Below are 25,734 nucleotides of genomic sequence, written 5' to 3' on the forward strand. Positions count from 1 at the left end.
AACCAGCGTATGCAAGGCGGAAACACGTTCGACGAGCGCCGGGGCGATCTCAGCTTCGATTGTTGCGATAGGTCTTGGGCGGGTTCTGTTTCTGGCGGAGGAAAGAACGATTCATGCTGCGCGTATCGGTGAACCCGCTGGCGATCGCCGCATCGAGCAGCGACATGTCCGTGGTTGCCAGCAGCTCCTTTGCCCGTTTCACCCGCAGTTCCTCCCGCACCTGAAATGCGGTTTTGCCGATTGCGTTGCGAAACGTCCGCTCCATCTGGCGGGCGGAGACTCCGAGACGGCGGGCCACTTCGGTCATCGGCACCGGATCTTCCAGCGTCTCCTCGAAAACGCGGATCGCCTTGCGGATCAGCGGCGAGCGGACGCCGTTGAAACTGAGCGCCGGCTGCTCCGAAGTGAGCAGCTCATAGGGGAACATCAGGATCGAAGCGCTTTTGCGCGCCAGTTCCTCGGAAATTTCCGCCTGGATGATGGAGAGGGCAAGCGATGCGGCGCCCAGCCCACCGGCGCAGGTGAAATGCCTGCCGCTTCGATGGAAAAGGCTGGTCGTATCGGCCAGGAAGCCGTCGAACAGCTCCATGAAATCGTCCCTGTGAAACCAGTTGACGCAGCAATTGCGGTCGGCCAGCAGCCCAGCCTCGGCAACGATGAAGGCCGCCGTGCACAAGCCGATGACAGTCCTGCCGCGCCGGTCGGCTCGCTTAAGCAGTTCGATCAGCGTGTTCTGACCGGGACGATAATGCGGCAGCACACCGCCCACCACGACTAGATAATCGCATTCATCGAGCGCGCCGAGCGGCGCCGTCGGCTCGACCGCAACGCCCGAGCTCGAAAGCACGGGATCGCCGGTCAGGGTACAGATCTTCCAGGCGCAGCGAATCTGGCGGCTCTTGTCGCGATCGTCGGCAGCGAGGCGGAACGGATCGAGAAACAGGCTCAGCGCGGAGAGCGTGAACCCCGGCAGGACGATGATGCCGACGCTCAAGCGCCTGTTGATTGCGCTGATCTCCGCCATATCGGCCGGCTTGCTATCCCGTTTCATGCAGGTCCTGCTGCAGCGGCAATTGGAGCGGGTAGCGGGAATCGAACCCGCGCGTTCAGCTTGGGAAGCTGACAGGCTACCATTACATCATACCCGCGTCGCGCACGCTAAGCGCTGTCTAGATCGCCCCACGGCCCTGCCATTGTCAAGCGGCGTAACGCAAGGTTCGGTGCGCTCTCAACGAAAATGTTTCGAGAGCTTCAGCCCCTGCGCCTGATAATGCGAGCCGAGATCGGCGCCGTAGAGCGCTTTGGGGCGTTCCAGCATGTGCTCATAGACCAACCGCCCGACGATCTGGCCATGCTCCAGGATGAACGGCACCTCATGGCTGCGCACTTCCAGCACCGCGCGGCTGCCCGTGCCGCCGGCCGCCGTGTGGCCGAAGCCCGGATCGAAAAAACCGGCATAATGGACGCGGAACTCGCCGACGAGCGGATCGAAGGGGGTCATCTCGGCCGCATAAAGCGGCGGCACGTGCACCGCCTCGCGCGAGACGAGGATATAGAATTCATCGGGGTCGAGCACCAGTTCGCCACTGCCGCGATCATAGAGCGGCTCCCAGAAATCCAGCACATCATGCGCTGCGCGCTTGTCGACATCGATGACCGCCGTGTGATGCTTGCCGCGATAGCCGACGAGCCCGTCCTTGCCGCCCGTCAAATCGATGGAAAGCGCGATGCCGCCGCCGGTGATATTCGGCGTTTCGGATGCCACCAGCGTTTCCGCCACATGGAGCGCGGCAAGTTCGTCCTCGCCGAGCTGGGCGCGGCCCTTGCGGAAACGGATCTGCGACAGGCGCGAGCCGGTGCGCGCGACGATGGGGAATGTCCTGGGACTGACTTCGAGATAGAGCGGGCCGTGATAGCCCGCCGGCACCTTGTCGAATTCCTGCGCCCCGTCGGCGATGACGCGGGTGAAGATGTCGAGCCGCCCGGTGGAGCTTTTCGGATTAGCTGAAGCCGAGAGATCGGCAGGCAGCGCAAGCGCTTCCAGAAGCGGCACGATATAGACGCAGCCGGTTTCAAGAACCGCCCCCGCCGTCAGGTCGATCTCGTGCAGCTTCAGCCGGTCGAGTTTTTCAATGACGGGCGTGCCGGGCCCAGGCATGAAGGACGCGCGGACGCGGTAGGCCTTGGCCCCAAGTCGCAAATCGAGGCTCGCCGGCTGTATCTGGTCCGGATCGAGCGCCTTGGGAGCGGCAAGCGCACCGCTTTCGAACAATGCCGCTATATCCGCGTCGGCCAATATTCCCGCTTCACGTCTTGTCATGCCTAGCCTCAAAAATTTCGGTAAACGTTTAACGCGCCCGGCGATTGACGCAAGCGGAGAAGAGGACTAAAGCATCCTTATCCCGTGGTGATTTGGCCGGCCGGCTTGCAGCCACGTTAAAGAATTCGCTAAAAGAGGCCGCGGTCCCGGACCGGCCTTTTGCGTTTTCGCAGGGCCGGTTTTTTATTGGCTGGCTGGTCACGGACCGAGCAGGCCAAATTTTGGCAGGTGGACAGATGACGAAGAAGACGACACGCAATTTCCGCCCCGCAACGCAACTCGTCCATGGCGGCACGCTGCGCTCGCCCTTCGGCGAGACATCCGAGGCGATCTTCCTGACGCAGGGCTTTGTCTATGACTCGGCGGAAGCGGCGGAGGCGCGCTTCAAGGGCGAGGAGCCAGGCTTCATCTATTCGCGCTATGCCAACCCGACCACCGACATGTTCGAAAAGCGCATGTGCGTGCTCGAAGGCGCGGAAGATGCGCGTGCTACCGCCTCCGGCATGGCCGCGGTCGCGGCCGCCATATTGTGCCAGGTCAGGGCGGGCGATCACGTGCTCGCCGCCCGCGCCCTCTTCGGCTCCTGCCGCTACGTCATTGAAACCCTTTTGCCGAAATACGGCGTCGATTTCACACTGATCGACGGCTCCAAGATCGAGAACTGGGAACAGGCGATCCGCCCCAACACGAAGGCGCTTTTCCTGGAAAGCCCGACCAATCCGACGCTTGAGGTGGTGGATATCGCCAAGGTGGCCGCGATCGCCAATTCGGTTGGTGCGAAGCTGATCGTCGACAATGTCTTCGCCACGCCGCTCTTCCAGAAGCCGCTGGAACTCGGCGCCCACATCGTCGTCTATTCCGCGACCAAGCACATAGACGGCCAGGGCCGCTGCCTCGGCGGCGTGATCCTTTCCGATAAGGAATGGATCGACGAAAACCTGCATGATTATTTCCGCCACACCGGCCCGGGCTTGAGCCCGTTCAACGCGTGGACGCTTCTCAAGGGCCTCGAAACCCTGCCGCTACGCGTGCACCAGCAGACCGACAGCGCAGGCAAGCTCGCCGATTTCCTGGCCGAGCATCCCAATGTGGCCCGCGTGATCTATCCCGGGCGGGCCGACCATCCGCAGGCCGACATTATCGCAAAGCAGATGAGCGGCGGATCGACACTCATCGCTTTCGACCTGAAAGGCGGGAAAAAAGCGGCTTTTGCCTTTGAAAATGCGCTGCAAGTGATCCTGATTTCCAACAATCTTGGCGATTCCAAGAGCCTCATCACCCATCCGGCGACGACCACGCACAAGAACCTTTCCGATGAAGGTCGCGCGGAAGCAGGCATCACCGACGGGATGCTGCGGCTTTCAGTGGGGCTCGAGGACGTCAACGATCTCATCGAGGATATCGAGGTGGCACTGAAGGCCGCGGGTTGACGAATCCGCGCTGCTTCGCAATATCTGCGGAAGACAGCCAGGGCCAGAGGTTCCATGTATCGCGCAGTCACGCGGCAGATCGAAGTGTTGGTCGAACCGTTCTATCTGGAGGACCAGTCCGATCCGGAAGAAAACCGCTATGTCTGGGGCTATCGGGTGACGATCGCCAATAATTCGCAGGAAACAGTGCAGTTGCGGTCGCGTTATTGGCAGATCACCGACCAGAACGGGCATATCGAGGAAGTGCGCGGTCCCGGTGTCGTCGGCGAACAGCCGATCCTCGATCCCGGCGATTCCTTCCAATATTCCTCGGGCTGCCCGCTGACCACGCCGTCCGGCGTCATGGTCGGGCGCTATCAGATGCAAGGTGAAGGCGGCAGGGCCTTCGAGATTGACATCCCCGCCTTTTCGCTCGACCTGCCGGACCAGCACCGGACGCTGAACTGATCGTCCATGCCCATTGCCGACACGATCATGGGCAGCATCAGGCTGGTGCTCTCCCACGCTTGAACATGCGCCAGGCACGGCCATCGACGGCCGCAAGACCGATTGCGATCAACGTCATTCCCGCGACGTGCCTGCTTTCCAGCCTTTCGCCGAGCAGCAGCACGCCGAGGAAGATTGCGCTCACAGGAATCAGGAAGGTGACCAGCGCGATGTTGGTTGCCCCGGCGGTGGCGAGAATGCGGAAATAGAGGATGTAGGCGAGCGCGGTCGAGAGAAGGGCAAGCCCTATCACGGCGGCTGCGGCATTGGCCGAAGGCCAGGAGAGCGCCCAGGGCCTGTCCACAATGAGCATCAAGGGCAGGAGCATAAGGCTCGATGCCGTCACCTGACCAGTCGCGGTGACAAGCGGCGCGATCCCCATCGCACGAAAACGGCGTCCGAAAACACCGGCGAAGGCATAGGACAAGGCAGCCGCCAATATGCCCAATTGCGCCAGCACGCCGAGCCCCGAGGCGTTCAGCGCCGCGCCGCCGATCATAATCGCAACCCCTGTAAATCCGGCCAGCACGCCGAAAAGGCGTCCGCCGGTCATCTTCTCGTCGGCAGTCAGACAATGGGCCACGACGACCGTGAAAAGCGGCGTGGTGGCATTGAGGATGGAGGCGACACCGCTGGCGATATGGGTCTGGCCCCATACGATGAGGCAAAAGGGGACAACATTGTTGAGAAGGCCCATGCCAAGGAATGCAGCCCATACCTCTCGCGTCCTGGGCAGGCGCATCCCCATGACGCGAATGACGAGGTGAAGCGCCAAAGCGGCAAGGGCAACGCGCGAGACGACGATCGTCAACGGCGGCAATTCCTTCACGGCCACCCCGACGAAGAAGAACGACCCGCCCCAAAGAACGGAAAGAACGAGAAGCAGGGCCCATTCGAACGCGGTCATGGGCCGATTGACCGGAGCAGCAGCGGCCATGGCGAACTCCAAAGATGGAACGCCAGGACCGTCGCGGAAGATTGTTGAAGGTGCAACCGGTTTCTTGCTTTCGAACCGCTATTTCTTCTCGAATTCCTTTGAAGCGGCACCGGGCGCTCGGAAGCGAGGCGGTTACAACGGGAGCCGGATTTCCGCCTTCATGAAGGTGACGGCCTGCCCCGTGATCAGCACACGGCCGCCCGCCAGTTCACATGAAAGATGCCCACCTCGCGCGGAGGCTTGAAACGCCGAAAGACGGTGTTTGCCCAGTCTGACTGCCCAGTAAGGCACGAGCGTCGCATGGATCGATCCGGTCACGGGATCTTCCGGTATACCCGCGCCGGGCACGAAATACCGCGAGACGAAATCATGGGCATCGCCCTTGGCGGTGATGACCAGTCCCAGAGGATGGATGCCGGAAATCCTCAAGAGATCGGGAATGAAGGCACGGACGGCCTGTTCGTCCGGTAATTCAACGAAGATGTTCTCGAAATTCCGGAAGCCCGTTACCTGTTGGTCGGCAAAGCCTTTGGCAATGGCTACGGGAAGCTCGTGCAGTGGCTCCGGCGGAAAGCTGGGGAGGTCAAGGCGATATCCTCCATCGACCGGGCGAACGCGGAGTTCGCCAACATGTGTTCGGAATGCCATTTCCCGGTCGATGCCGTATTCGGTCACCAAAATATGCGCCGTCGCGAGGGTGGCATGGCCGCAGAAATCCACTTCATGGACCGGTGTGAACCAACGGAGTTCCCAGCCAGCCCCATCGGGGCGGGCGAACGCCGTTTCAGCCAGATTGTTCTCGCTGGCTATGGCCTGCATCACGCCCTCAGGCAGCCAGTCATCGAGGACCAGCACGGCGGCCGGATTGCCGGCAAATACCTGGTCGGTAAAGGCGTCCACCTGATACATCGTGAGCGTCGACGCCATATTCCTCCCGCTCCGCCTGCCAAAGACCGTTATTTCTTCTCGAATTCCTTCGGGTCGAATTCGTATAGCGTCGAGCAGAACTCGCAGGTCACGGCTATCTTGCCATCCTCGATGCTGTCCTTGATCTCCTCGGCGGTGAAGCCGGAGAGCACGTCGCGGATCTTTTCGCGCGAACAGGAGCAATCGTCGATGACAGGCACCGACTGGAAAACACGCACACCGCGCTCATGGAAGAGGCGGTAGAGCAGCCGTTCGGTGCCGACCTGCGGATCGGTCAGCTCCGAGCTTTCGATGGTGCCGACCAGCGATTTCACCTCCAGCCAGTCATCATCCTCGAACTGCGCCTCATCGACATCTGCATCCTCGCCGTCGCCATTGGGGGCGTCACCGCCGGGAAGATCCCGTTGCCGCATGCGGACTTCGGATTCCGGCAGGAACTGCACGATCAGTCCGCCGGCGCGCCATTGCTCGACCGGCTTGCCGTTCTCGCCACGCTCGATGAGCTTGGCGACGGACAAGCGCAGATCAGTCGGGATCTGTTCCGACTGACGGAAATAGGTGCGGGCGATATCCTCGAGGCTGGAGCCATCGAGGGCGACGATGCCCTGGTAGCGCTGCATATAGGCGCCCTGGTCGATGGTCAGCGCCATCGTGCCGCGGCCCAGAAGCTCCTCCGGCGAGATATTGCCCGCGTCGATCGCCTCCGCCAGCGTTTCCTCGTCATAGCGCGCATAGGCGCGCACGGATTTCGGCGTGCGGAAATCGACCACCAGCATGTCGACCGGCCCGTCCGACTGTGTCTGCAGGATGAACTTGCCCTCGAATTTCAGTGACGTGCCGAGCAGGACCGTGAGCACGATGGCCTCGGCCAGGAGCCGGGCCACCTCTTCGGGGTAATCATGCCGTTCGAGAATATCGTTAAGAACGGAGCCGAGCTGGACGGCACGGCCGCGCGCATCCAGCGCCTCGACCTGAAACGGCACGACGGCATTGTCGCCGGCGAAATGGAAATCGCCCAGCCTGGCCCTCCCCGCATCCTCTCCGCTACCGAAAATCTCAACCACGCGCTTCTGCTCCTTCCAGGCACCAGGCCAGAATGGCTTTTTGTGCATGAAGGCGGTTTTCCGCCTCGTCGAAGACGACCGAATGGGGACCATCGATCACATCGTCGGTCACTTCCTCGCCGCGATGAGCGGGGAGACAATGCATGAACAACGCGTCCGATTTGGCATGGTTCATCAGACGCTGATTGACCTGATACGGCATGAAGACATTGTGACCGCGCGCGCGGTCCTCCTGCCCCATCGAAACCCAGGTATCGGTGACGATGCAATCGGCGCCCGACACGGCCTTTACCGGATCGGCGGTCGACATGATGCAGCCGCCATGGGCCTTGGCCCAGTCGAGATAGCCGCCGGCCGGCTCGCTGCCCTCGGGCGTTGCGATATTCAGGTTGAAATCGAACCGCGCCGACGCCTCGATCAGGGAATGAAGCACATTGTTGCCGTCGCCGGTCCAGGCGAAGGTTCGCCCTTTCACCGGGCCGCGATGCTCCTCATAGGTCATGACATCGGCCATGATCTGGCAGGGATGCGTGTCGTCGGTCAGCCCGTTAATGACCGGGACAGTCGCGTTCTCGGCCAGCTCGATCATGCGGTCATGCGTGGTGGTGCGGATCATGATGATGTCGACATAGCGCGACAGCACCTTCGCGGTATCAGCGATCGTCTCGCTGCGGCCGAGCTGCATTTCCGACCCGGTCAACATGATCGTCTCGCCACCGAGCTGGCGCATGGCGACATCGAAGGAAACGCGCGTGCGCGTCGACGGCTTGTCGAAGATCATCGCCAGCACCTTGCCGGCGAAGGGCTTCTCGGTCCCGCCTGCCTTGAGGCGCTCCTTGCGCAGCCGCGCATCGTCGAGGATGAGCCGCAGCTCCTCCGCGGAAACAGCGGAAAGATCGGTGAAATGCCTGAGATCGTGTTTCATAGCCATGTCCGTCACGCTGATTTCTGCTTGTTGGCGACGGAAAGCCGCTCGCAGGCGGTTTCGATACGGGCAAGGCCTTCGCGGGCCTCGTCCTCCGTAACGATCAGGGGCGGCAGGAGGCGCAGCACATTGTCGCCGGCACCGACGCTCAAAAGATGCTCGTCGCGCAGCGCCTGAATGAGCGCGGTGTTCGGGACGACGCATTTCAGCCCGATGAGCAGCCCGCGTCCGCGCACCTCCGACACCACGTCGGGATAGCGGTCAACGATCGAGGCAAGCCCCTGTTTGAAATGGAGTGCAATCTGGCGCACATGATCGAGGAAACCGTCAGCCAAAACCACATCGAGCACCGCATTGCCGACCGCCATGGCCAGCGGATTGCCGCCATAGGTCGTGCCGTGCACGCCGGCGGTCATGCCCTTGGCGGCTTCGGCGGTCGCAAGACAAGCGCCCATCGGAAAGCCGCCGCCGATGCCTTTGGCAACGGCCACGATATCAGGTGTGACGCCCGCCCATTCATGGGCGAAGAACTTGCCGGTCCGGCCGACACCACACTGCACCTCGTCGAGGATGAGCAGGAGACCGTTGTCATCGCAGATCTTGCGCAGCGCGCGAAGGCTCTCCTCCGGCACCGGGCGCAGGCCACCCTCGCCCTGCACCGGCTCGATCAGGATGGCCGCCGTCTCCGGCGTGATCGCCGCCTTCAGCGCCTTTTCATCGCCAAACGGCACTTGGTCGAAACCCTCGACCTTGGGTCCGAAACCCTCGAGATATTTCGCCTGACCACCGGCCGCGATCGTCGCCAGCGTGCGGCCATGGAAGGCGCCCTCGAAGGTGATGATGCGATAACGCTCGGGATGGCCGTTGACATAGTGATAGCGGCGCGCAGTCTTGATGGCGCATTCGAGCGCTTCCGCTCCGGAATTGGTGAAGAACACCTTGTCGGCAAAAGTGTTATCGACCAACCTCTGGCCCAGTCTGTCCTGATCGGGAATCTCATAGACGTTGGACACATGCCAGAGCTTATCGGCCTGAGTCTTCAGCGCGTTCACCAGATGGGGATGCGCATGGCCGAGCGAGTTGACGGCGATGCCCGCAGCAAAATCGAGATAGCGGTCGCCCTGGTCCGTGATCAGCCAAACGCCCTCGCCTCGCTCGAAGCGCAACGCGGCACGATTATAGGTATCGTAAAGCGGTTGCGCGGTTGCATGGGTCATGCCAGTCGGGCCTCCATCAGCCTGTTATCGGTAAAGCGGATCGCATCTTCCAGGCGCAACCCGCACGGACTAAATCAAAAAGCCGCCCTCAGGGCGGCTCAAGGCCTCCAATATCGTGCGTGAATGCCTAAATGTCAATTGAAGCGGGCTTGGTGGAAACGGGGTTCTGGCGCGGTCACATTCTCTTCAATTGGAGATAGCACCAAAACCCTGTGGTTAACATCCAAGTTGGGGAAAACCTGAAAAAGCAAATCACTGTGGCTGCCGGACTCTTGTCACGGAGTCACCCATTAATGTAGTTTCCCCCTTAGCAAAAACTAGATTTCGTGCGGCGGACCTAGTCATCCGGATAGATGTAGTAGTTTTGTCTGGGGCAATCCGGACAGGATGATGGATTCCGGTGAGAATGAAAGATTGGAGCCCAGGACAATGAACTGGACAGACGAGCGCGTCGAACTGCTTAAGAAGTTGTGGAGCGAAGGTCTCAGCGCCAGCCAGATCGCGGCGCAGCTTGGCGGCGTCAGCCGCAATGCGGTCATCGGCAAGGTGCATCGGCTGAAGCTTTCCGGCCGCGGCAAAACGTCTACGACCCAGACGCGCAGCAAGAAGGTCAGCACGAACAGCGCTGCCCGCAACGGTAATGTGCATTCAGGCGCAAGCCAGACGGTGGTTCGCACCAGCGTCACCAAGAGCGTCGGCGCAACGGCCCTGCAGACTGAATATGCGGTGGAAGCGGTGGCGCACACCGTGATCAAGCCCGCGGCCGATGTCGTGGTACCGATCTCGCGCCGGCTTTCGCTTCTGCAGCTGAGCGAGCGGACCTGCAAATGGCCGATCGGCGATCCGCTGAATGAGGATTTCCACTTCTGCGGCAATGATTCCGGCGAAAGCAGCCCCTATTGCACCTATCACTCCAAGCTTGCCTTCCAGCCGGTCTCGGAGCGCCGCCGCGCCCGCTGAAGCGGGGTTGCGGGCTGGCGTGATTTCTGGATCCGGTCGAGGGTGACGGAGATGTCTCCGCTCCTCCAGTCGCTATTATATAGACATATCGGCCCATGGCGTGATGGTCGTTTGAAGATGCCCCGCCGTCAGGCCTGAGGGTGAGATTTGGAAAGGCCGGGTGGAATTCGACGTTTCGGAACGGCAGAAGCGGCCGTTCCGGAACCTTCTCCCGAAAAACTTATCCCACAGTTCGCGTCCTGCCCTTATCCTTCCCCTCAGTTCTTCCCGCGGGAACGCGGCTCGCGACGGCGGGTCTCGCGGGGAAGAACCGGCGCCTCCGACGGCGGGAAAACGTATCTCGTCGTCCGGGGAGGCTCCGTCCAAGGGTTCCCCTGCCGGGACTACGCCCGGTGTGTGCTGGACGAGCACTTAAGGGGAGGGCCGAGACGGGACGTGGGGGCCGCAAGGCTGCCGCGACGATCCCCAGCCTTTCCCGAAGCGGAACGGGCGGAGACGGAAATCGCCGGACGGGCGGTCCTGTGACCGCATTCAAACTCACTACCAAAGATCGAGCGTTCGCATGACCGCCCGTCTTCCCATTCCCGGTTCGGGTGTTCTTTCTCAATGGCCAGACGGAGGCATCCGGGTGTGGTGATGATCGCCGCTGCCAGCAGGGAGCCAATTCAGCTCTTCATCTCCGGCGCTGTGAAGCGAACGATGAAGGTCGAGCCCTCACCAACCTGCGAGCGGATGACCAGCCTTCCCCTGTGGCGGGTCAGGATGTGCTTGACGATGGCAAGACCGAGGCCCGTGCCCTTCTGGGCCCGGCTGGTCTCAACATCGACGCGGTAGAACCGCTCGGTGAGGCGCGGCAGGTGCTCGGAGGGAATACCTGGCCCGAAATCCTGGATCGAGGCGGCGATCTCCCTGCCGGCGGAGCCTTCTTCCTCTTCCAGGCGCACGATGACGCGCTTGCCGGACTGCCCGTATTTGCAGGCATTCTCCAGAAGGTTCTGGAACACCTGGATCAGTTCGTCGCGGTCGCCCATCACCTTGACCGGATGCGGCGGTATCCGGCGCTCGATGGTCATCTCCAATTCGTTCGCCAGCGGTGACAGCGTATCGGCAACATGGTTCAGGACATTTGCCAGATCGACGCTTTCGGTGACCGCGATATGCGCCTTCATTTCGAGACGCGACAGCGAAAGCAGATCATCGATCAGCCGCGCCATGCGGTCAGCCTGCTTCTGCATGATCTGGAGGAACCTTTCGCGCGCCGCCGCGTCATTGCGGGCAGGCCCCTGCAGGGTCTCGATGAAACCGCGCAGCGATGCGAGCGGCGTGCGCAGCTCATGGCTGGCATTGGCGATGAAGTCCGACCGCATCCGGTCGATCCTGCGCATCTCGGTCTGATCACGGAAAAGAAGCGCGAAGGACGCCCGTTCGCCGGCACCGGCATCGAGCGCCATGGCCATGACCTTGTACCAGCGGTCCAGCGGCAGGCGTTCGAAATAATCGATGGCGCGCGGCTCGGCATCGGCGATCACCCCCTGGATCAACCCATGCATTTCGGGCGCCCGAAAGCGCAGATAAAGCACGGTATCCTCGCTCAGGGGCTGGAATGCATCGCGCGCCGCCTTATTGGCGTAAAGCACCATGCCGCCGCTGTCGAAAAGGATCATCGGATCGGGAAGCTGCTCGGCAAGACGCTCGCCGGAAATGCGCGAGAGGCCGGTTTCCGCTCCTTCGCTGCGCGCCGACCGCACTTCTTCTGCTGCCTGTCCCGGCGCGAAGGCAGCCACCGCCAACAGCAGGATAGCCCCGAGGAACAAAAGAACCGGAAGCGAAACACCCGATACGAGAACCAGGGCCAGCGCCAAGACCGCTGCGGCAAGAACGTAACGCGCACGCACGATGCGCTCGGCGACCTGCCCTGCCAGGCTGCCGGTCTTCTGCGTGGTACCTTTATCGACTTCGCTCATCCTGTCCTGTTCCACCTGCCAGCGCGACTCATATTTCGACAGCTCGCAGCATCTCTTAAAGGATATATGGCGCTGCAAGTTCCGGTAAGCATGTTCCGATGAAGCGCAGGGCTGCCTCTGGACGCCGGATCAATGCCCCCATACCATGAATTCATTTAAATGAAAGGAATCCGCCTTGCGTGACGGTTCTGCGACAAAGACCAAAAAGAAGGGGAAAACCGGCAACGGCGGCATTGCGCTGACGATCGGTGGCCAGGAGCGGATATTCGATATCGATGCGAAGAAACTTCCGAGCTGGGTCAAGGACAATGTGCTGACGGCGGGCGGCTATCCCTACGACAAGCGCATGCCGAAGGACGACTATGAAGACACGCTCGAGAAACTGCAGATCGAGCTGGTGAAGCTGCAATCCTGGATGCAGGAAACCGGCGAACGCGTCCTCGCCGTTTTCGAGGGGCGCGACACCGCCGGCAAGGGCGGCGCGATCCAGAGGCTCAGGCAATATATGAACCCACGCGCTGCGCGCTATGTGGCCCTGCCCAAGCCAACGGATGGCGAGCGCGGGCAATGGTATTTCCAGCGCTATGTCGCGCATCTGCCGGGAGCGGGCGAATTCGTCACCTTCGACCGCTCCTGGTACAACCGTGCCGGCGTCGAACCGGTGATGGGCTTCTGCACGCCCGCGCAGACCGAGGCGTTTCTTGACGAAGCCCCCGACTTCGAGCGCATGATCGTCGCCGATGGCATCTATTTCTTCAAATTCTGGCTCAATATCGGACAGGAAACGCAACTGGAGCGTTTTCATGCGCGCCGACATAGCCTGCTCAAGAGCTGGAAATTCTCGCCCATCGATATCGCCGGCATCAGCCGCTGGCAGGACTATACCGACGCGCGCGACAAGATGCTCCAGCGTACCCATACGGCCCATGCGCCGTGGACCGTCATACGCGCCAACGACAAGCGGCGGGCAAGGCTCGCCATCATCAGGCGGGTGCTTTTGTCGCTACCCTACAAGGGGCGCGACCTTGAGGCGATCGGCAGTGAAGACGAGCTTATCATCGGCTCGGGGCCGGCGTTTCTGATGCCCGGCGACTGAGCCGCCGGCTCGTATTACGGATAGCCCTGACCGGTTCCCACGGCAGGTGGCGAATGCACTGCTTGGACGGTGCGGCGTCTTCTCCCAGAGATGCGGCGCCCGGAACAATTGCCACAGGGCGCGCCATGCGGAAAACGACATCAGCAGCCAGTATGCGGGTATCCAGCAGAAATACCGACCGGCCCTGCGCTCCTCGCGGCCGAGCGTCTTCAATCCCAGGACATAATAGCTGAAATAGGCAAGCAGGATATTCATGACATCGATGCAAAGCAGGTAGAACGACCAGAAGGAGTTCTGCCCCGCGATCGACACCGTAACCAGCAGGATCACCGTCAGCAACATGAAGGGGTAGATGAGCGCTGACAGGATCAGGCCCGTCATATAGAGCAGGCTCATGGCGAACCGGCCCGGGCCAAGCTCGCGGCAGGTGCGCAGAGGATTGCGCATATGGACGAGCCAGGTCTGCATCCAGCCCTTCAGCCAACGCGTCCGCTGGTTCTTCCAGTCCTTATAGTATTCAGGCGCGTCTTCCCATGTGCCGCGTGTGATCACGCCGATGCGGTAGCCGAAACGCGCGAGCCTTATGCCCAGATCGGCATCTTCCGTCACATTGTGACTGTCCCAGCCGCCCACCGTTTCCAGGCATTTGCGGCGCAAGTGATTGGAAGTTCCGCCGAGCGGGATGACCAGATTCCTGCTCGCGAGCCAAGGCAACAGCCCGCGAAACAGCGCGGCATACTCGAAGGCGAACATCCGGGTGAGCCAGTTGGAACGAAAATTCGAAATCAACAGAGGCGCCTGCAGGCAGGCGAGATCCTCGCCACCCCCGGCAAATGCGCTCCAGGCTTCGAGCAACTGGTCGGGATGCGGCCTGTCTTCGGCGTCATAGACGACGACGAATTCGCCGCGCGCAAATTGCAAGGCGTAGTTCAGGGCCTTCGGCTTGGTGCGCGGGCCCAGCCCCGGAACTTTGACGATTTCGAAGCAGGGCGGCAGTGCATGCTCGCCAATCGCCGCGATCGTCGCGGCATCGTCGGCTTCGCAGACGAGCTTTATATCGAGCTTGGATGCGGGCCAGCGCAGCCGCGACAGCGCCTCGAGTAACTGTCCGACAATCTCCGCCTCCTTATAGAGCGGCACCAAGATCGTGTAGATCGGCATGTCCTTCGCCGGAGCGGCCCTTGTCGCCAGCAAACAAGGCACCCGCGCCACGCGGGCGGCGAGCAGCCGCATCATCACACAGCCAAAAAAAAACAGTGTCAGGCCGATATGCAGCATGACGGCCGTTTCCAGCGGTCGGAACAGAAAAAACCCGAACAGAAAAAAGATCATCTCAGCCAGCATGAAGGCCTGCCAGCCATGCATCACCAGCGCGGCCGAGAAATGCGGCGGCGTCATTTCCTGCGCCCACCGCGCCAATTGCCGCTCCTGCCTCAGGCGCATCATCTCCGTCAGGGTTGAAGGCGGGCATATGCGCAGCCGCTCAGCCAGGGCGGGAGACTGGGAAAGGCATCGCTTGAGAACGATCAGGTCACTGATCGTCGGTGCGATATAAAGCAGCGTACGTCCTTCACCATGCGCAACGAGAGCATGACGGATGGCGCGCAGGTTTTGCGGCACGTCATCCTCGCGCAAAAGGATACGCGATGAGACGATGCGATCTTCGAAGCGCACGCCCAATTCATCGGCGATCGCCCCATAGAGCTGATCCTGGCCAATTCCGGCGGAGATCAAGACTTCATCCGTAAACGAAGTCTTGTTTGTCATTGCCGCGGCAAATGCCTGCACAATCGCATTGCGCTCCGCCCCGTCGAGGCAGAGTCTTGCTGCTATGGCCGAACAAACCAAAATTTCGGCGCGATATCGCTTCGGCAGCCAAACCGCTTCCGCGGCTCGACGCCCTTCAGAGCCCCCGATTGTCGACATGGCTATTTCAATGCAGTTTTGGAAAAGAACTTTTCCATAAGACTCGAAACAGATGTACTTTTACACGACATTTTCTGCCCCTTTCGAAAATGAATGCTTTATTAATACTTGCAAATTTGCAGAATACAACACATTTTTGATTCGCAAGCTTTTCATTATTTTATAATACTTTATAGTTATACTTTATAATATTCTGAAGTTCCGATGGAGCCATATTTGCGGATGGGATTCGCATGGAGGCCGCTTCATGATAAGAGCTTCTGACTATCGGGGTTCGCGCACGAACAAGCTCAATGAAATCTTCAGCTTTCATCTCCTCACTGATTTTGTCTGCAGGCTTTGTGATCGGCGTTCCAGCTCTGCCGGTGACCGCGGGACAGCCGAATATCCCGACATTCTGGGATCCACACGAGCGCATCGCCAAGCCGGATATCTCCAGGCTGCGAAGGCTGCGGTTTCTGACGAGCGTCAATTTTCCGCCTTTCAACTTCATCGATAGCGGCGGCAAGCTGGCTGGCTACAATATCGATCTGGCGCGCGCCATTTGCGACGAGCTGGCCATTAGCGACATCTGCCAGATCGAGGCGATGCCCTGGAGCGAATTGCGCGACAGGCTGAAAGCCGGCGACGGCGAGGCGATCATCGCCGGCCTGGAGCCGACGGCGGAAGGCCGCGCCGAATTCGCATTCTCACGGCCCTACCTTGGCCTGCCGGCCCGCTTTGTCACGCAGCACACGGCCACGCTGAACGAGCCTCTCGGTCAAAATCTCAGGGGCAAGCGCACGGGCGTCGTAACCGGGACGGCACATGAAGCGATGCTGCGCCGCTATTTTCCCGATGCCGATATCGTAGGTTACACCCAGAGAGATCAGCTCCTCGCCGATCTCAAGGCCGGAAAACTCGATGCCGTCTTTGGAGATGGCATGACGCTTTCCTTCTGGCTCGACGGCAATGCGTCGGAAGGCTGCTGCGCGTTTTCCGGCGGCCCCTATCTCAGCCCGCAATTCCTCGGCGAGGGCATGACCATCGCCGTTGCAGGCGACAACCCGCAACTTGCGGCGGCGTTTGACTATGCGCTCAAGGCCCTAGAGGAAAAGGGCGTGATGACGGAACTCTATCTCAGATATTTTCCCGTCGGCTTCTATTGAAGCAGCGGTCAGGTGAGCTTGCGGAAGCGCACCCGGGCGCTGCGCTCAATGGCAGCGACCGTCAGTTCGTCGAGGTTCCAGCGGTCGCGCAGCATCTGCAGGAATTGAAGCTCTTCCTGCTCCACATGGAGATCGGCGGCCGCGACCTCGACCGCCAGCGCATAGGCAGTGTCGTAGAGCCGCTCGGGCAGCGCGTCATGGGCGATGTCGAGGATGCGGTCGAGACCGTCCTCATCTTCCAGCAGCGAATAGCAGCGGGCCGCGAGATCGGCGAGCCGACTCGCATCGAAGCTGCGGAACACGGGAAGGCGGGTGACGATATTGCCGATGGAGGAAAGCTCCGCATCGGTCATCCTGGTATCCGCCGCCGAGGTCGTGACCATGATGTAAACAAGCGCGTCCTGCGGCGAAATCTTCGACATCTCTTTTCCTCGTGTCTTATGCAAATCACTGGCGAACCTAGGAAGCCGGAAGCCAGCGCGCAAGGAAATTCCGGTGCAGAGATTGACGCAGAACGGCCATCGCCATAGAGCAGGAAAAATCACCTTTATAGAGAATGATCACTATAAAGGTGATTTTCCAAAACGCGCATAAACGCAAAGTTTCGACATCAGGACCTCAAAATGACCACAAACCGCCTTCCCGACATTGCGATGACGCCCGAGCTGATTGCGGCGGCAAGGGAAGCGAAAGCGTGGCCGTTCGAGGAAGCGCGGAAAATTCTCAAGCGCTACGAGAAGACCGGCCTTCCTGAAACCGTGCTTTTCGAGACCGGTTATGGCCCCTCCGGTCTGCCGCATATCGGCACGTTCGGTGAGGTGGCGCGCACCTCAATGGTGCGCCACGCCTTCCGGGTGCTGACCGAAGACAAGGTGAAGACGCGGCTCATCTGCTTTTCCGATGACATGGACGGGATGCGCAAGATCCCGGACAATGTGCCTGATAAGGCGGCGCTGGAGCCTTATCTGCAATTGCCGCTTTCTTCCGTGCCGAATCCGTTCGGCGGCGATTACGGGAGCTTCGCCGCGCATAACAATGCGATGCTCTGCCGTTTCCTTGATACGTTCGGCTTCGACTACGAATTCGCGAGCGCCACGGAGTATTACAAGTCCGGCAAGTTCGACGCGGTGCTCCTGAAGGCTGTCGAGCGCTATGACGACATCATGAAGGTGATGCTGCCGACGCTGGGCGAAGAGCGGCAGGCGACCTACAGCCCCTTCCTGCCGATCTCGCCCAAGTCGGGCCGCGTACTCTACGTGCCGATGAAAAAGGTCGACGCGAAGAGCGGCACGATTACTTTCGACGATGAGGACGGTACCGAGACGACGCTCTCCGTCACCGGCGGTAATGTGAAGCTGCAATGGAAGCCGGATTTCGGCATGCGCTGGGCGGCGCTCGGCATCGATTTCGAGATGTTCGGCAAGGATCACCAGACCAATGCGGCGCTCTACGATCGTATCTGCGAAATCCTGGGCGGGCGGGCGCCAGAGCATTTCGTCTATGAGCTTTTCCTCGACCAGCTCGGCCAGAAGATCTCCAAATCCAAGGGCAACGGCATCGCAATCGACGAGTGGCTGGCTTATGCGCCGACCGAGAGCCTGGCGCTTTATAATTTCCAGAAGCCCAAGACCGCGAAGAAGCTCTATTTCGATGTGATCCCGAAGGCGGTGGACGAATATTTCACCTATCTTTCCGCCTATCAGCGGCAGGATTGGAAGGAGCGGCTGAACAATCCGGTCTGGTACATCCATTACGGCAATCCGCCGCAGGAAGGCCTGCCGGTGCCGTTTGCGCTGCTGCTCAATCTGGTGAGCGCCTCGAACGCGGAAAACCCTGGTGTGCTCTGGGGCTTCATCTCGCGTCATGTGCCGGGTGTCTCGCCGGAGAATAATCCGGCATTGGATGCGCTGGTCGGCTATGCGATCCGCTATTTCAACGATTTCGTGAAGCCGACGAAGAAATTCCGGGCGCCCGACGAGGTGGAACGGCAGGCGCTCGAAGCGCTCGAAACCAAGCTCGGCACACTGCCTGCCGATGCGGACGGTAGCACCATCCAGAACACCATTCTCGATGTCGCCCGCGCCATCGAGCGCTATCAGGACCACTCCAAGAAAAGCCCTGAAGGCGGTCCGGGTGTTTCAATCGCTTTCTTCCAGATGCTCTACGAGGTCTTGATCGGGCAGGAGCGCGGCCCGCGCTTCGGCTCCTTCGTCGCGCTCTACGGGATCGAGGAAACCCGGTCGCTCATCCGCAAGGCGCTGGCTGGCGAACTGGTCTGAAACCAGTCTTCTTACTGGAGTGGTTCAGCCTCAGCGGGGGCAGGCGCCGAGGCGCTGATTGCCGGCGATACGCCCTCGGGCCGCTGGCCGAAAATGCCGAGATGCGCTTCCTCGGCCTTGCGGGCGCGCTCGGCATAAGGGCTGCCCGCCTTGGCTCTCGCCCAGCCATTGTCCACCAGCCATGCGGCGACATCCTCACCGCCGAGGGTGCAATCGGTGGCGGTCGCCTCGCCGGACGGGGCTGCCGGCAGGCGGCACATGACGGCCCTGGCACGCAGCCAGGCGCGGAAGGCGGTGCGGGCCTGCATGCCGCAGGGCCAGCTTGCGCCTGCCGGATCGGTGCATGTTTCATCCAGTGAAGGAATGTCGATCCCCTCCACCTCGATCACATGTCCATCGGCCTCGATGCGACCGGCGGCGGTGGCGACCGGCTGGTGCAGAAGGCGGTACCTGATTTCACCGGGAGCCGAGGTGGGCGGCGGAGGCGGCAGCGCCAGGCTCAATTCACTCAATGGCGCGCGCGGTTCAATCCGCTCCAGCGGACCATCATCGAGCGGAAGCGCGAAGCCGGGTACTGCCTGCCGGGCGGCCAGCTTTTCGTTCGCACCGGCATTGCCGGGCCGGCTGCCGATCGACTGCGTTTCTTCCTCGTCCTGGGGCAACTCGAAATCTTCGGTCACAATCGGCGACGCAGCTTGCGTCCCGCCGGCGCCGTCGAGCACGCCATAGCTCGGCGCGACGAATACGGTAATGAGAACGCAGGCGACGAACACGGCCAGCACGAGTGGCGCCAGTTGCCGCACCGCCATCGTTACTGGCTCGCCCAGATGATGCGGGCGATCCATTCGACTTCCGACGTGTCGAAAGTGCGGTGGGGATGCTCGGGGTTCATCGACAGGAGCTCGATGGTGCGCGGCGTCTGGCGATGCAGTATCTTGGCCATGACCTCCCCTTCCCTCGTCTTCAGCACCACGCGGTCGCCGCGGCGCACGGAAGCGCCGGGAGCGACAATCAGCGTATCGCCATCGCGGTAGAGCGGCAACATGGAATCGCCGGAAACCTCAAGCGCGTAGGTCGCCTCGGCGGGACCGGAGGGAAACTCCACCACATCCCAGCCCTGGCCGACGGGAAAGCCGCCATCATCGAAGAAGCCGCCCGCGCCGGCCTGCGCCAGGCCCAGAAGCGGGATCGAGCGCGAGGAAGCGGAGGCGGTGGAAGTCGCGCCGGAGAAAGGGCCCGCCTCTCCACGCACCAGCGCCATGAATTCATCAAGCGATGCGCCGGTGGCCTCCATCACCTTGGCAAGCGATTCCGTCGACGGCCAGCGTGCGCGTCCATCCGCGGCATAGCGCTTGGATTTGTTGAAGGTGGTGGGATCGAGGCCCGCACGGCGGGCAAGACCGGAGGTCGTCAGCGAGTATCGCTCGGCCAGCGCGTCGATAGCAGCCCATACGCGGTCGTGAGACAACATGTCGGTCTTCCTGAAAGGGACAGGAAAAAATACCTCTTTTCTGTGCCCGGAGCAAGTCCAAGAAATTTGGAAACCCGGCTTTTGCCTGGATTGTCGACCAATTATAGGAAAAAAAGCGGGCCTAAGCCCGCTTTTTCACGTCGTCCAATCACTTAACGAGCGATCACGCGGCCTTCTTCTGCGCTTCCCCCTTATAGGGATCGAAGCGCTGGTAGAAGGTTTCGCCGCTTTCCGCCATGTCGGTGAGCAGCTTCGGCGCCTTGAACTGGGCTCCGTACTTCTTCTGCAACTCCCTGGCGCGCTTGACGAATTTTTTCGCACCCATGCCGTCGATATAGGAGAGCGTACCGCCGGTATAGGGCGCGAAACCGAAGGCGAGGATGGAGCCCACATCGGCCTCGCGCGGATCGGTGACGATGCCTTCTTCCATGACACGGGCCGCTTCCAGCGCGATCACGAACAGGAAGCGCTGCTTCAGTTCCTCGACATCCACCTTGTCGGGGTCCTGTTGCGGATAGAGCGTCTTCAATTCCGGCCACAGATGCTTCTTGGCGGGCTTCGGCGGATAATCATAGAAGCCCTTGCCGTTCTTGCGGCCCTTGCGGTCATATTTGTCGACCAGCGTATCGACCAGCTCGACATGCCGCGGATCGACAGCCTTCGGTCCCAGATCGGCCAGCGCCGCCTTCAGGATCTTCTGCGACAGGTCGATCGCCGTCTCGTCATTGAGCGCCAGCGGGCCGACCGGCATGCCGGCCATGCGCGCGGCGTTCTCGATCATCGCCGGCGGGACGCCCTCGATCAGCATATTGTAGGCTTCCGACATGTAGCGCAGCACGCAGCGATTAACGTAGAAGCCGCGCGTGTCGTTGACGACGATCGGCGTCTTCTTGATGGCGCGCACATAATCGAGCGCCACGGCCAGCGCCTTGTCGGAGGTCTTTTTGCCGAGGATGACCTCCACCAGCATCATCTTGTCGACGGGCGAGAAGAAATGGATGCCGATGAAGTTCTTCGGGCGCTGGGAGACCTTGGCGAGGCCTGATATCGGCAGGGTGGAGGTGTTGGAAGCGAAGATGGCCGAAGACTTCAGCGCCGCTTCCGCCCTCTCCGTCGCCTGGCGCTTGACCTCGCGGTCCTCGAATACGGCCTCGATCACCAGATCGGCGCCTTCGAGATCGGCATAGTCTGCCGATGCAGTGATGAGCGAGAGAAGCTTCTGCTTGTCCTCCTCGGTCGCCCTGCCCCTCTGCATCTCCTTGGCGATGAGATCGGCGGAATGGGCCTTGCCCTTCTCCGCAGATTCAAGATCCCGGTCGATCAGCACCACGGGGATGCCGGCCTTGGCGGTGACATAGGCAATGCCTGCGCCCATGAAGCCCGCGCCGATGACGCCCACCTTGGTGAATTTCGTCGGCTTCACATCGGCCGGGCGGCGCGCGCCCTTGTTCAGTTCCTGCAGCGAGACGAACAGCGAGCGGATCATCATGCCCGCCTCGGTGGTCTGGAGGATTTGCGTGAAATAGCGCTGCTCGATCTTCAACCCCGTGTCGAACGGCACGAGCAGGCCTTCATAGACGCATTTGAGGATAGCAGTCGCGGCGGGATAGTTGCCATAGGTTTCGCGGCGCAGGATGGCGCTCGCGGCAGGCCAGAGATTGGCGCCGGCCGCCGAATAGATCGGCCCGCCCGGCAGCTTGAAGCCTTTTTCGTCCCACGGCTGCACGGGCTTAAGACCGCCCTTGATCAGCTTCTTCGCTGTCTCTACCAGCTTCTTGGCCGGCGCGATTTCGGTGACGAGCCCCATCGCCTTGGCGCGCTGCGCCGTCAGGCTGGAGCCTGATGTCATCATCTGCAGGGCGTCCTGCTGGTTAGTGAGGCGCGGAACGCGCTGCGTGCCGCCGGCGCCAGGAAACAGGCCCACCTTCACCTCCGGCAACGCCATTTTCACATCAGGCGCGTCGGAGGCGACACGGCCATGGCAGGCGAGCGACATCTCGAACGCGCCGCCCATGCAGGTGCCGTTGATGGCCGAAACCCATGGCTTGCCGCAGGTTTCGAGCTTGCGGAACAGGCCGCCCATCTTGCCGACATTGTCGAACAGCGTCTGGACAGCGCCCTCCGGGTCTTTCGCCTTCTGCTTGTGGAATTGCTTGAACATGCCTTCCAGCATGGTCAGGTCCGCGCCGCCGGAGAACGAGTCCTTGCCCGAGGTGATGACGACGCCCTTGATCTTCTCGTCGGCGGCAACCGCATCGATGATCGCGTTCAGTTCCTGCATCGCTTCGACGGTAAAAACGTTCATCGATTTGTCGGGCATGTCCCAGGTGACGAGCGCAATGCCGTCCGCGTCGACATCGAATTTGAAATTCTTGTAGGTCATTCTGCTTCCTCCCCGGTCAGACGCGTTCGATGATGGTGGCGGTGCCCATGCCCGCGCCGATGCACAGCGTGACGAGCGCGGTGTTCAGATCGCGGCGTTCAAGCTCGTCGAGCACAGTGCCGAGGATCATCGCGCCCGTCGCGCCGAGCGGATGGCCCATGGCAATCGCGCCGCCATTGACGTTGATCCTGTCGTGCGGAATGTCGAAGGCCTGCATATAGCGCAGCACCACGGCGGCGAAGGCCTCGTTCAGCTCGAAGAGATCGATGTCGGACAGCTTCATCTTCGAGCGCTTCAGCAGCTTTTCCGTGACATCGACAGGGCCGGTCAGCATCAGCGCCGGCTCGGAGCCTATATTGGCGAAGGTGCGGATGCGCGCGCGTGGTTTCAGGCCAAGCGTCTTGCCCGCCTTCCTGGAGCCGAGCAGCACGCCCGCCGCGCCATCCACGATGCCGGACGAATTGCCGGCGTGATGAACATGGTTCACCGCCTCGACATCGGGATGCGCCTGGATGCCGACGGCATCGAAGCCGCCCATCTCGCCGGGCATGACGAAGGACGGATTGAGCGCAGCCAGCGCCTGCATGTCGGTTCCCGGCCGGATCGTCTCGTCACGGTCGAGAATGGTCAGGCCGTTCTGGTCCTTGACCGGAATGACCGAGTTCTTGAAATAGCCCTTCTCCCAGGCCTTTGCCGCGCGTTTCTGGCTTTCCACCGCGTAGGCATCGACGTCATCACGGGAGAAGCCGTATTTGGTGGCAATCAGATCAGCGGAGACGCCCTGCGGCATGAAATAGCCGGGCAGGCCCACCGACGGGTCCATGTACCAGGCGCCGCCCGACATGCCCATGCCGACGCGGGACATGCTCTCCACGCCGCCGGCGATGACGATATCATCCGCACCCTGCGCGATCTTGGCGGCGGCGAAATTGACGGCATCGAGACCGGAAGCGCAGAAGCGCGAGATCTGCATGCCTGGCGCCTTGAAATCATAGCCCGCCTCGAAGGCGGAGGAACGCGGAATCACCGCGCCCGCCTCACCGACCGGATCGACGCAGCCGTAAATGATGTCATCGACCTGCGAAGTGTCGAGCCCATTGCGATCGCGCAGCGCCTCCAGCACCTTGGCGCCGAGGCGCACGGCAGGCACTTCGTGCAGGCTACCGTCCTTCTTGCCGCGCCCGCGCGGGGTGCGGACATGATCATAAATATAGGCTTCGGCCATTCATCTTCTCCCTTAGAGACTTATGTTGGAGACGCTGGCGCTCTACGTCGCCTCCCTCTGCCCTGCGGGACAGAGGGAGCAACATAGAGCGCCGATGTTTCCATCAAAACAAACCCAACCTTAAAACGCCTCAGCCGGCAGCGCCATCAGTGTGTCCGCGCCGGTCTGGATACGGGCGAGGTGCGCCGCAGTCTCTGGCATGACACGCTCCATGAAGTAGCGCGCGGTGGCGAGCTTGGCTTCGAAATAGGCGGTCTTTTCGCCGGCTCCGGCATCAAGCTTCTCCTGCGCGACCTTGGCCATCTGCGCCCACATATAGCCCAGCGCCACTAGGCCGAAGAGGTGCATGTAATCGGTCGAGGCAGCACCGGCATTGTCGGGCTTGGCCATCGCGTTCTGCATCAGCCACATGGTGGCGGCCTGCAGGTCGTTCAAGCCTTTCTTCAGATGCTTGGTGAAGAAGGAGAGCTTGTCATTAGCGCGGTTATCCTCGCAGAAGTCGCCGACCTCCTTGAAGAAGGCCATGACGGCGCGCCCGCCATTGGCGCCGAGCTTGCGGCCGACGAGATCGAGCGCCTGGATGCCGTTGGCGCCCTCATAGATCATGGCGATGCGCGCATCGCGCACATACTGGCTCATGCCATGCTCCTCGATATAGCCATGGCCGCCGAAGACCTGCTGCGCCATGACCGCATGGTCGAAGCCCTTGTCGGTCAAGACGCCCTTCAGCACAGGCGTCATCAGGCCGATGAGATCGTCCGCCGCCTGGCGCTCCGCCTCGTCGGGCGAACGGTGGGCGATATCAGCCTTGAGCGCGGTCCACAGCAGCAGCGCCCGGCCTGCCTCGTTGAAGGAGCGGATCGTCATCAGCGACCGGCGGATATCGGGATGGACGATGATCGGATCAGCTTTCTTCTCCGGCTCGGCGGCGCCGGAAAGCGCGCGGCCCTGCAGGCGCTCGCGGGCATAGATCGCGGCGTTCTGGTAAGCGGTTTCGGCAACCGAAAGCCCCTGCAGCGCGACGCCGAGGCGGGCTTCGTTCATCATGGTGAACATGGCGCGCAGGCCCTTGTTCTCGCCGCCGATGAGATAGCCGGTCGCCTCGTCATAATTCATGACGCAGGTGGCATTGCCGTGAATGCCCATCTTCTCCTCGATCGAACCGCAGGAAACGCCATTGCGTTTTCCCGGATTGCCGTTTCCGTCGAGCTCATATTTCGGAACGATGAAGAGCGATATGCCCTTGGTGCCTTCCGGCGCACCCTCGATGCGGGCGAGAACCAGATGGATGATATTCTCAGACATGTCGTGCTCGCCGGCGGAGATGAAGATCTTCTGCCCGGAAATCTTGTAGGAGCCGTTACCATCAGGCACGGCCTTGGTGCGCAGAAGGCCGAGATCGGTGCCACAATGCGGCTCGGTCAGGTTCATGGTGCCGGTCCACACACCCTCCACCATCTTCGGCAGATAGGCCTGCTTCTGCTCCTCTGTCCCGTGGGTGAGGATCGCCGCGATCGCGCCCTGGGTCAGGCCCGGATACATCATCAGCGCCATGTTGGCCGACGACATATATTCACCCGCCGCCACATGCAGCGCGTAAGGCAGCCCCTGCCCGCCATATTCGGCGGGAACGGCAAGACCCAGCCAGCCGCCCTGGCAATAGAGATCGTAGCCCTGCTTGAAACCTTTGGGGGTGGTCACCGAGCCGTCGTCGTGGCGCTCGCAGCCTTCGTGGTCGCCGATCTGATTAAGCGGAAACAGCGTATTCTCCGCCAGCTTGGCGCCTTCCTGAAGAATGGCCTCGACCACATCGGGCGAGGCATCGGCAAAGCCGGGAAGATTGTTGTAGCGCTCGTATCCCAGGACATCGTTGAGAACGAAAAGCGTATCTTCGACAGGCGCGCGGTAGCTCGGCATCAATTTCCTCCATCAGATGAAAGGCCGGGACCGGATCAGCCATGGCTCTGCAAACCCGG

General features: G+C 61.2%; 21 protein-coding genes, 1 tRNA gene and 1 riboswitch. Of the genes, 6 read left to right on the plus strand and 16 right to left on the minus strand.

Annotated features, from left to right (window positions below; genetic code table 11):
- Positions 1–49: 49 nt before the first annotated feature.
- The 3 genes from ATN84_RS02510 to ATN84_RS02520 all read right to left on the minus strand — a co-directional run bounded on the left by ATN84_RS02510 (position 50) and on the right by ATN84_RS02520 (position 2,320).
- On the minus strand, positions 50–1,051 hold the full coding sequence (locus tag ATN84_RS02510; protein WP_068879944.1) for a GlxA family transcriptional regulator: 1,002 nt from the start codon (positions 1,049–1,051) through the stop codon (positions 50–52).
- 23 nt (positions 1,052–1,074) lie between these two features.
- Positions 1,075–1,148 (minus strand) — tRNA-Gly (locus ATN84_RS02515).
- A gap of 80 nt (positions 1,149–1,228) precedes the next feature.
- Positions 1,229–2,320 carry a 2'-deoxycytidine 5'-triphosphate deaminase gene (locus tag ATN84_RS02520; protein ID WP_068879945.1) on the minus strand — a complete coding sequence of 364 codons (1,092 nt, stop codon included), beginning with the start codon at positions 2,318–2,320 and terminating at the stop codon, positions 1,229–1,231.
- A gap of 74 nt (positions 2,321–2,394) precedes the next feature.
- A riboswitch (SAM riboswitch) is annotated at positions 2,395–2,474 on the plus strand.
- Positions 2,475–2,556: 82 nt separating this feature from the next.
- Here ATN84_RS02520 and ATN84_RS02525 point away from each other — a divergent pair.
- Together ATN84_RS02525 and apaG are read left to right on the plus strand one after the other, a co-directional pair.
- Entirely contained in the window at positions 2,557–3,750 is a 1,194-nt protein-coding gene (locus ATN84_RS02525) for an O-succinylhomoserine sulfhydrylase (protein ID WP_068879946.1), read from the plus strand.
- Between the two features lie 54 nt (positions 3,751–3,804).
- On the plus strand, positions 3,805–4,197 hold the full coding sequence (gene apaG, locus ATN84_RS02530; RefSeq protein ID WP_068879947.1) for a Co2+/Mg2+ efflux protein ApaG: 393 nt from the start codon (positions 3,805–3,807) through the stop codon (positions 4,195–4,197).
- 37 nt (positions 4,198–4,234) lie between these two features.
- Here the strand turns inward: apaG and ATN84_RS02535 are convergent, their stop codons facing one another.
- The 5 genes from ATN84_RS02535 to ATN84_RS02555 all read right to left on the minus strand — a co-directional run bounded on the left by ATN84_RS02535 (position 4,235) and on the right by ATN84_RS02555 (position 9,306).
- On the minus strand, positions 4,235–5,173 hold the full coding sequence (locus ATN84_RS02535) for a DMT family transporter (protein ID WP_068879948.1): 939 nt from the start codon (positions 5,171–5,173) through the stop codon (positions 4,235–4,237).
- A 132-nt stretch (positions 5,174–5,305) separates the two neighbouring features.
- Positions 5,306–6,100: a PhzF family phenazine biosynthesis protein gene (locus ATN84_RS02540; RefSeq protein ID WP_068879949.1), complete on the minus strand. Its 795-nt coding sequence runs from the start codon at positions 6,098–6,100 to the stop codon at positions 5,306–5,308.
- Positions 6,101–6,129: 29 nt separating this feature from the next.
- Entirely contained in the window at positions 6,130–7,164 is a 1,035-nt protein-coding gene (locus ATN84_RS02545; protein WP_068880836.1) for an Hsp33 family molecular chaperone, read from the minus strand.
- Complete coding sequence (gene argF, locus ATN84_RS02550) at positions 7,157–8,095, minus strand: ornithine carbamoyltransferase (RefSeq protein ID WP_068880835.1); 939 nt, start codon at positions 8,093–8,095, stop codon at positions 7,157–7,159. The genes ATN84_RS02545 and argF overlap by 8 nt, the downstream gene beginning before the upstream one ends.
- A 5-nt stretch (positions 8,096–8,100) precedes the next feature.
- Positions 8,101–9,306, minus strand: a complete 1,206-nt coding sequence (locus ATN84_RS02555) for an aspartate aminotransferase family protein (RefSeq protein ID WP_068879950.1) — start codon at positions 9,304–9,306, stop codon at positions 8,101–8,103.
- Between the two features lie 429 nt (positions 9,307–9,735).
- On the opposite strand from ATN84_RS02555, the gene ATN84_RS02560 reads away from it, so the two are divergent.
- On the plus strand, positions 9,736–10,266 hold the full coding sequence (locus ATN84_RS02560) for a GcrA family cell cycle regulator (RefSeq protein WP_068879951.1): 531 nt from the start codon (positions 9,736–9,738) through the stop codon (positions 10,264–10,266).
- Between the two features lie 665 nt (positions 10,267–10,931).
- On the opposite strand, the gene ATN84_RS02565 is transcribed toward ATN84_RS02560, so the two are convergent.
- Positions 10,932–12,230 (minus strand): ATP-binding protein, encoded by a 1,299-nt coding sequence (locus tag ATN84_RS02565; RefSeq protein WP_068879952.1) that lies wholly within the window; start codon positions 12,228–12,230, stop codon positions 10,932–10,934.
- A 175-nt stretch (positions 12,231–12,405) separates the two neighbouring features.
- Here ATN84_RS02565 and ppk2 point away from each other — a divergent pair, with 175 nt between their 5' ends.
- Complete coding sequence (gene ppk2, locus ATN84_RS02570; protein WP_068879953.1) at positions 12,406–13,326, plus strand: polyphosphate kinase 2; 921 nt, start codon at positions 12,406–12,408, stop codon at positions 13,324–13,326.
- On the opposite strand, the gene ATN84_RS02575 is transcribed toward ppk2, so the two are convergent.
- Positions 13,234–15,093 carry a glycosyltransferase family 2 protein gene (locus ATN84_RS02575; protein ID WP_244490966.1) on the minus strand — a complete coding sequence of 620 codons (1,860 nt, stop codon included), beginning with the start codon at positions 15,091–15,093 and terminating at the stop codon, positions 13,234–13,236. The two genes, ppk2 and ATN84_RS02575, sit on opposite strands and share 93 nt — an antisense overlap.
- 452 nt (positions 15,094–15,545) lie before the next feature.
- Between ATN84_RS02575 and ATN84_RS02580 the strand changes: the two genes are divergently transcribed.
- Positions 15,546–16,400, plus strand: a complete 855-nt coding sequence (locus tag ATN84_RS02580) for a transporter substrate-binding domain-containing protein (RefSeq protein WP_068879955.1) — start codon at positions 15,546–15,548, stop codon at positions 16,398–16,400.
- 8 nt (positions 16,401–16,408) lie between these two features.
- Here ATN84_RS02580 and ATN84_RS02585 read toward each other — a convergent pair whose 3' ends face one another.
- A complete protein-coding gene (locus ATN84_RS02585; protein WP_068879956.1) occupies positions 16,409–16,822 on the minus strand; it encodes a tellurite resistance TerB family protein in 414 nt (137 codons plus the stop codon).
- A 201-nt stretch (positions 16,823–17,023) separates the two neighbouring features.
- Between ATN84_RS02585 and ATN84_RS02590 the strand changes: the two genes are divergently transcribed.
- Positions 17,024–18,679, plus strand: a complete 1,656-nt coding sequence (locus ATN84_RS02590; RefSeq protein ID WP_068879957.1) for a lysine--tRNA ligase — start codon at positions 17,024–17,026, stop codon at positions 18,677–18,679.
- An 11-nt stretch (positions 18,680–18,690) separates the two neighbouring features.
- On the opposite strand, the gene ATN84_RS02595 is transcribed toward ATN84_RS02590, so the two are convergent.
- The 5 genes from ATN84_RS02595 to ATN84_RS02615 form a co-directional block, all read right to left on the minus strand.
- A complete protein-coding gene (locus ATN84_RS02595; RefSeq protein ID WP_068879958.1) occupies positions 18,691–19,524 on the minus strand; it encodes a thermonuclease family protein in 834 nt (277 codons plus the stop codon).
- Entirely contained in the window at positions 19,491–20,150 is a 660-nt protein-coding gene (locus ATN84_RS02600) for a S24 family peptidase (RefSeq protein WP_068879959.1), read from the minus strand. The genes ATN84_RS02595 and ATN84_RS02600 overlap by 34 nt, the downstream gene beginning before the upstream one ends.
- 163 nt (positions 20,151–20,313) lie before the next feature.
- Positions 20,314–22,533 carry an FAD-dependent oxidoreductase gene (locus ATN84_RS02605; RefSeq protein WP_068879960.1) on the minus strand — a complete coding sequence of 740 codons (2,220 nt, stop codon included), beginning with the start codon at positions 22,531–22,533 and terminating at the stop codon, positions 20,314–20,316.
- Between the two features lie 16 nt (positions 22,534–22,549).
- Positions 22,550–23,758, minus strand: a complete 1,209-nt coding sequence (locus ATN84_RS02610; RefSeq protein ID WP_068879961.1) for an acetyl-CoA C-acetyltransferase — start codon at positions 23,756–23,758, stop codon at positions 22,550–22,552.
- Between the two features lie 120 nt (positions 23,759–23,878).
- Entirely contained in the window at positions 23,879–25,675 is a 1,797-nt protein-coding gene (locus ATN84_RS02615) for an acyl-CoA dehydrogenase C-terminal domain-containing protein (RefSeq protein ID WP_068879962.1), read from the minus strand.
- Positions 25,676–25,734 lie beyond the last annotated feature (59 nt).

Source organism: Paramesorhizobium deserti, assembly GCF_001558695.1.
GTDB classification, from domain to species: domain Bacteria; phylum Pseudomonadota; class Alphaproteobacteria; order Rhizobiales; family Rhizobiaceae; genus Paramesorhizobium; species Paramesorhizobium deserti.

Excerpts from the sequence above, each read along its gene's own strand:
- argF (WP_068880835.1), bottom strand. The coding sequence starts at position 8,095 with ATGGCTATGAAACACGATCTCAGGCATTTCACCGATCTTTCCGCTGTT.
- ATN84_RS02520 (WP_068879945.1), bottom strand. The coding sequence starts at position 2,320 with ATGACAAGACGTGAAGCGGGAATATTGGCCGACGCGGATATAGCGGCA.
- ATN84_RS02595 (WP_068879958.1), bottom strand. The coding sequence starts at position 19,524 with ATGGATCGCCCGCATCATCTGGGCGAGCCAGTAACGATGGCGGTGCGG.
- ATN84_RS02615 (WP_068879962.1), bottom strand. The coding sequence starts at position 25,675 with ATGCCGAGCTACCGCGCGCCTGTCGAAGATACGCTTTTCGTTCTCAAC.
- ATN84_RS02525 (WP_068879946.1), top strand. The coding sequence starts at position 2,557 with ATGACGAAGAAGACGACACGCAATTTCCGCCCCGCAACGCAACTCGTC.
- ATN84_RS02605 (WP_068879960.1), bottom strand. The coding sequence starts at position 22,533 with ATGACCTACAAGAATTTCAAATTCGATGTCGACGCGGACGGCATTGCG.
- ATN84_RS02600 (WP_068879959.1), bottom strand. The coding sequence starts at position 20,150 with ATGTTGTCTCACGACCGCGTATGGGCTGCTATCGACGCGCTGGCCGAG.
- ATN84_RS02565 (WP_068879952.1), bottom strand. The coding sequence starts at position 12,230 with ATGAGCGAAGTCGATAAAGGTACCACGCAGAAGACCGGCAGCCTGGCA.
- ATN84_RS02575 (WP_244490966.1), bottom strand. The coding sequence starts at position 15,093 with ATGACAAACAAGACTTCGTTTACGGATGAAGTCTTGATCTCCGCCGGA.
- ATN84_RS02560 (WP_068879951.1), top strand. The coding sequence starts at position 9,736 with ATGAACTGGACAGACGAGCGCGTCGAACTGCTTAAGAAGTTGTGGAGC.
- apaG (WP_068879947.1), top strand. The coding sequence starts at position 3,805 with ATGTATCGCGCAGTCACGCGGCAGATCGAAGTGTTGGTCGAACCGTTC.
- ATN84_RS02610 (WP_068879961.1), bottom strand. The coding sequence starts at position 23,758 with ATGGCCGAAGCCTATATTTATGATCATGTCCGCACCCCGCGCGGGCGC.
- ATN84_RS02580 (WP_068879955.1), top strand. The coding sequence starts at position 15,546 with ATGAAATCTTCAGCTTTCATCTCCTCACTGATTTTGTCTGCAGGCTTT.
- ATN84_RS02510 (WP_068879944.1), bottom strand. The coding sequence starts at position 1,051 with ATGAAACGGGATAGCAAGCCGGCCGATATGGCGGAGATCAGCGCAATC.
- ATN84_RS02535 (WP_068879948.1), bottom strand. The coding sequence starts at position 5,173 with ATGGCCGCTGCTGCTCCGGTCAATCGGCCCATGACCGCGTTCGAATGG.
- ATN84_RS02540 (WP_068879949.1), bottom strand. The coding sequence starts at position 6,100 with ATGGCGTCGACGCTCACGATGTATCAGGTGGACGCCTTTACCGACCAG.
- ATN84_RS02590 (WP_068879957.1), top strand. The coding sequence starts at position 17,024 with ATGACCACAAACCGCCTTCCCGACATTGCGATGACGCCCGAGCTGATT.
- ATN84_RS02585 (WP_068879956.1), bottom strand. The coding sequence starts at position 16,822 with ATGTCGAAGATTTCGCCGCAGGACGCGCTTGTTTACATCATGGTCACG.
- ATN84_RS02555 (WP_068879950.1), bottom strand. The coding sequence starts at position 9,306 with ATGACCCATGCAACCGCGCAACCGCTTTACGATACCTATAATCGTGCC.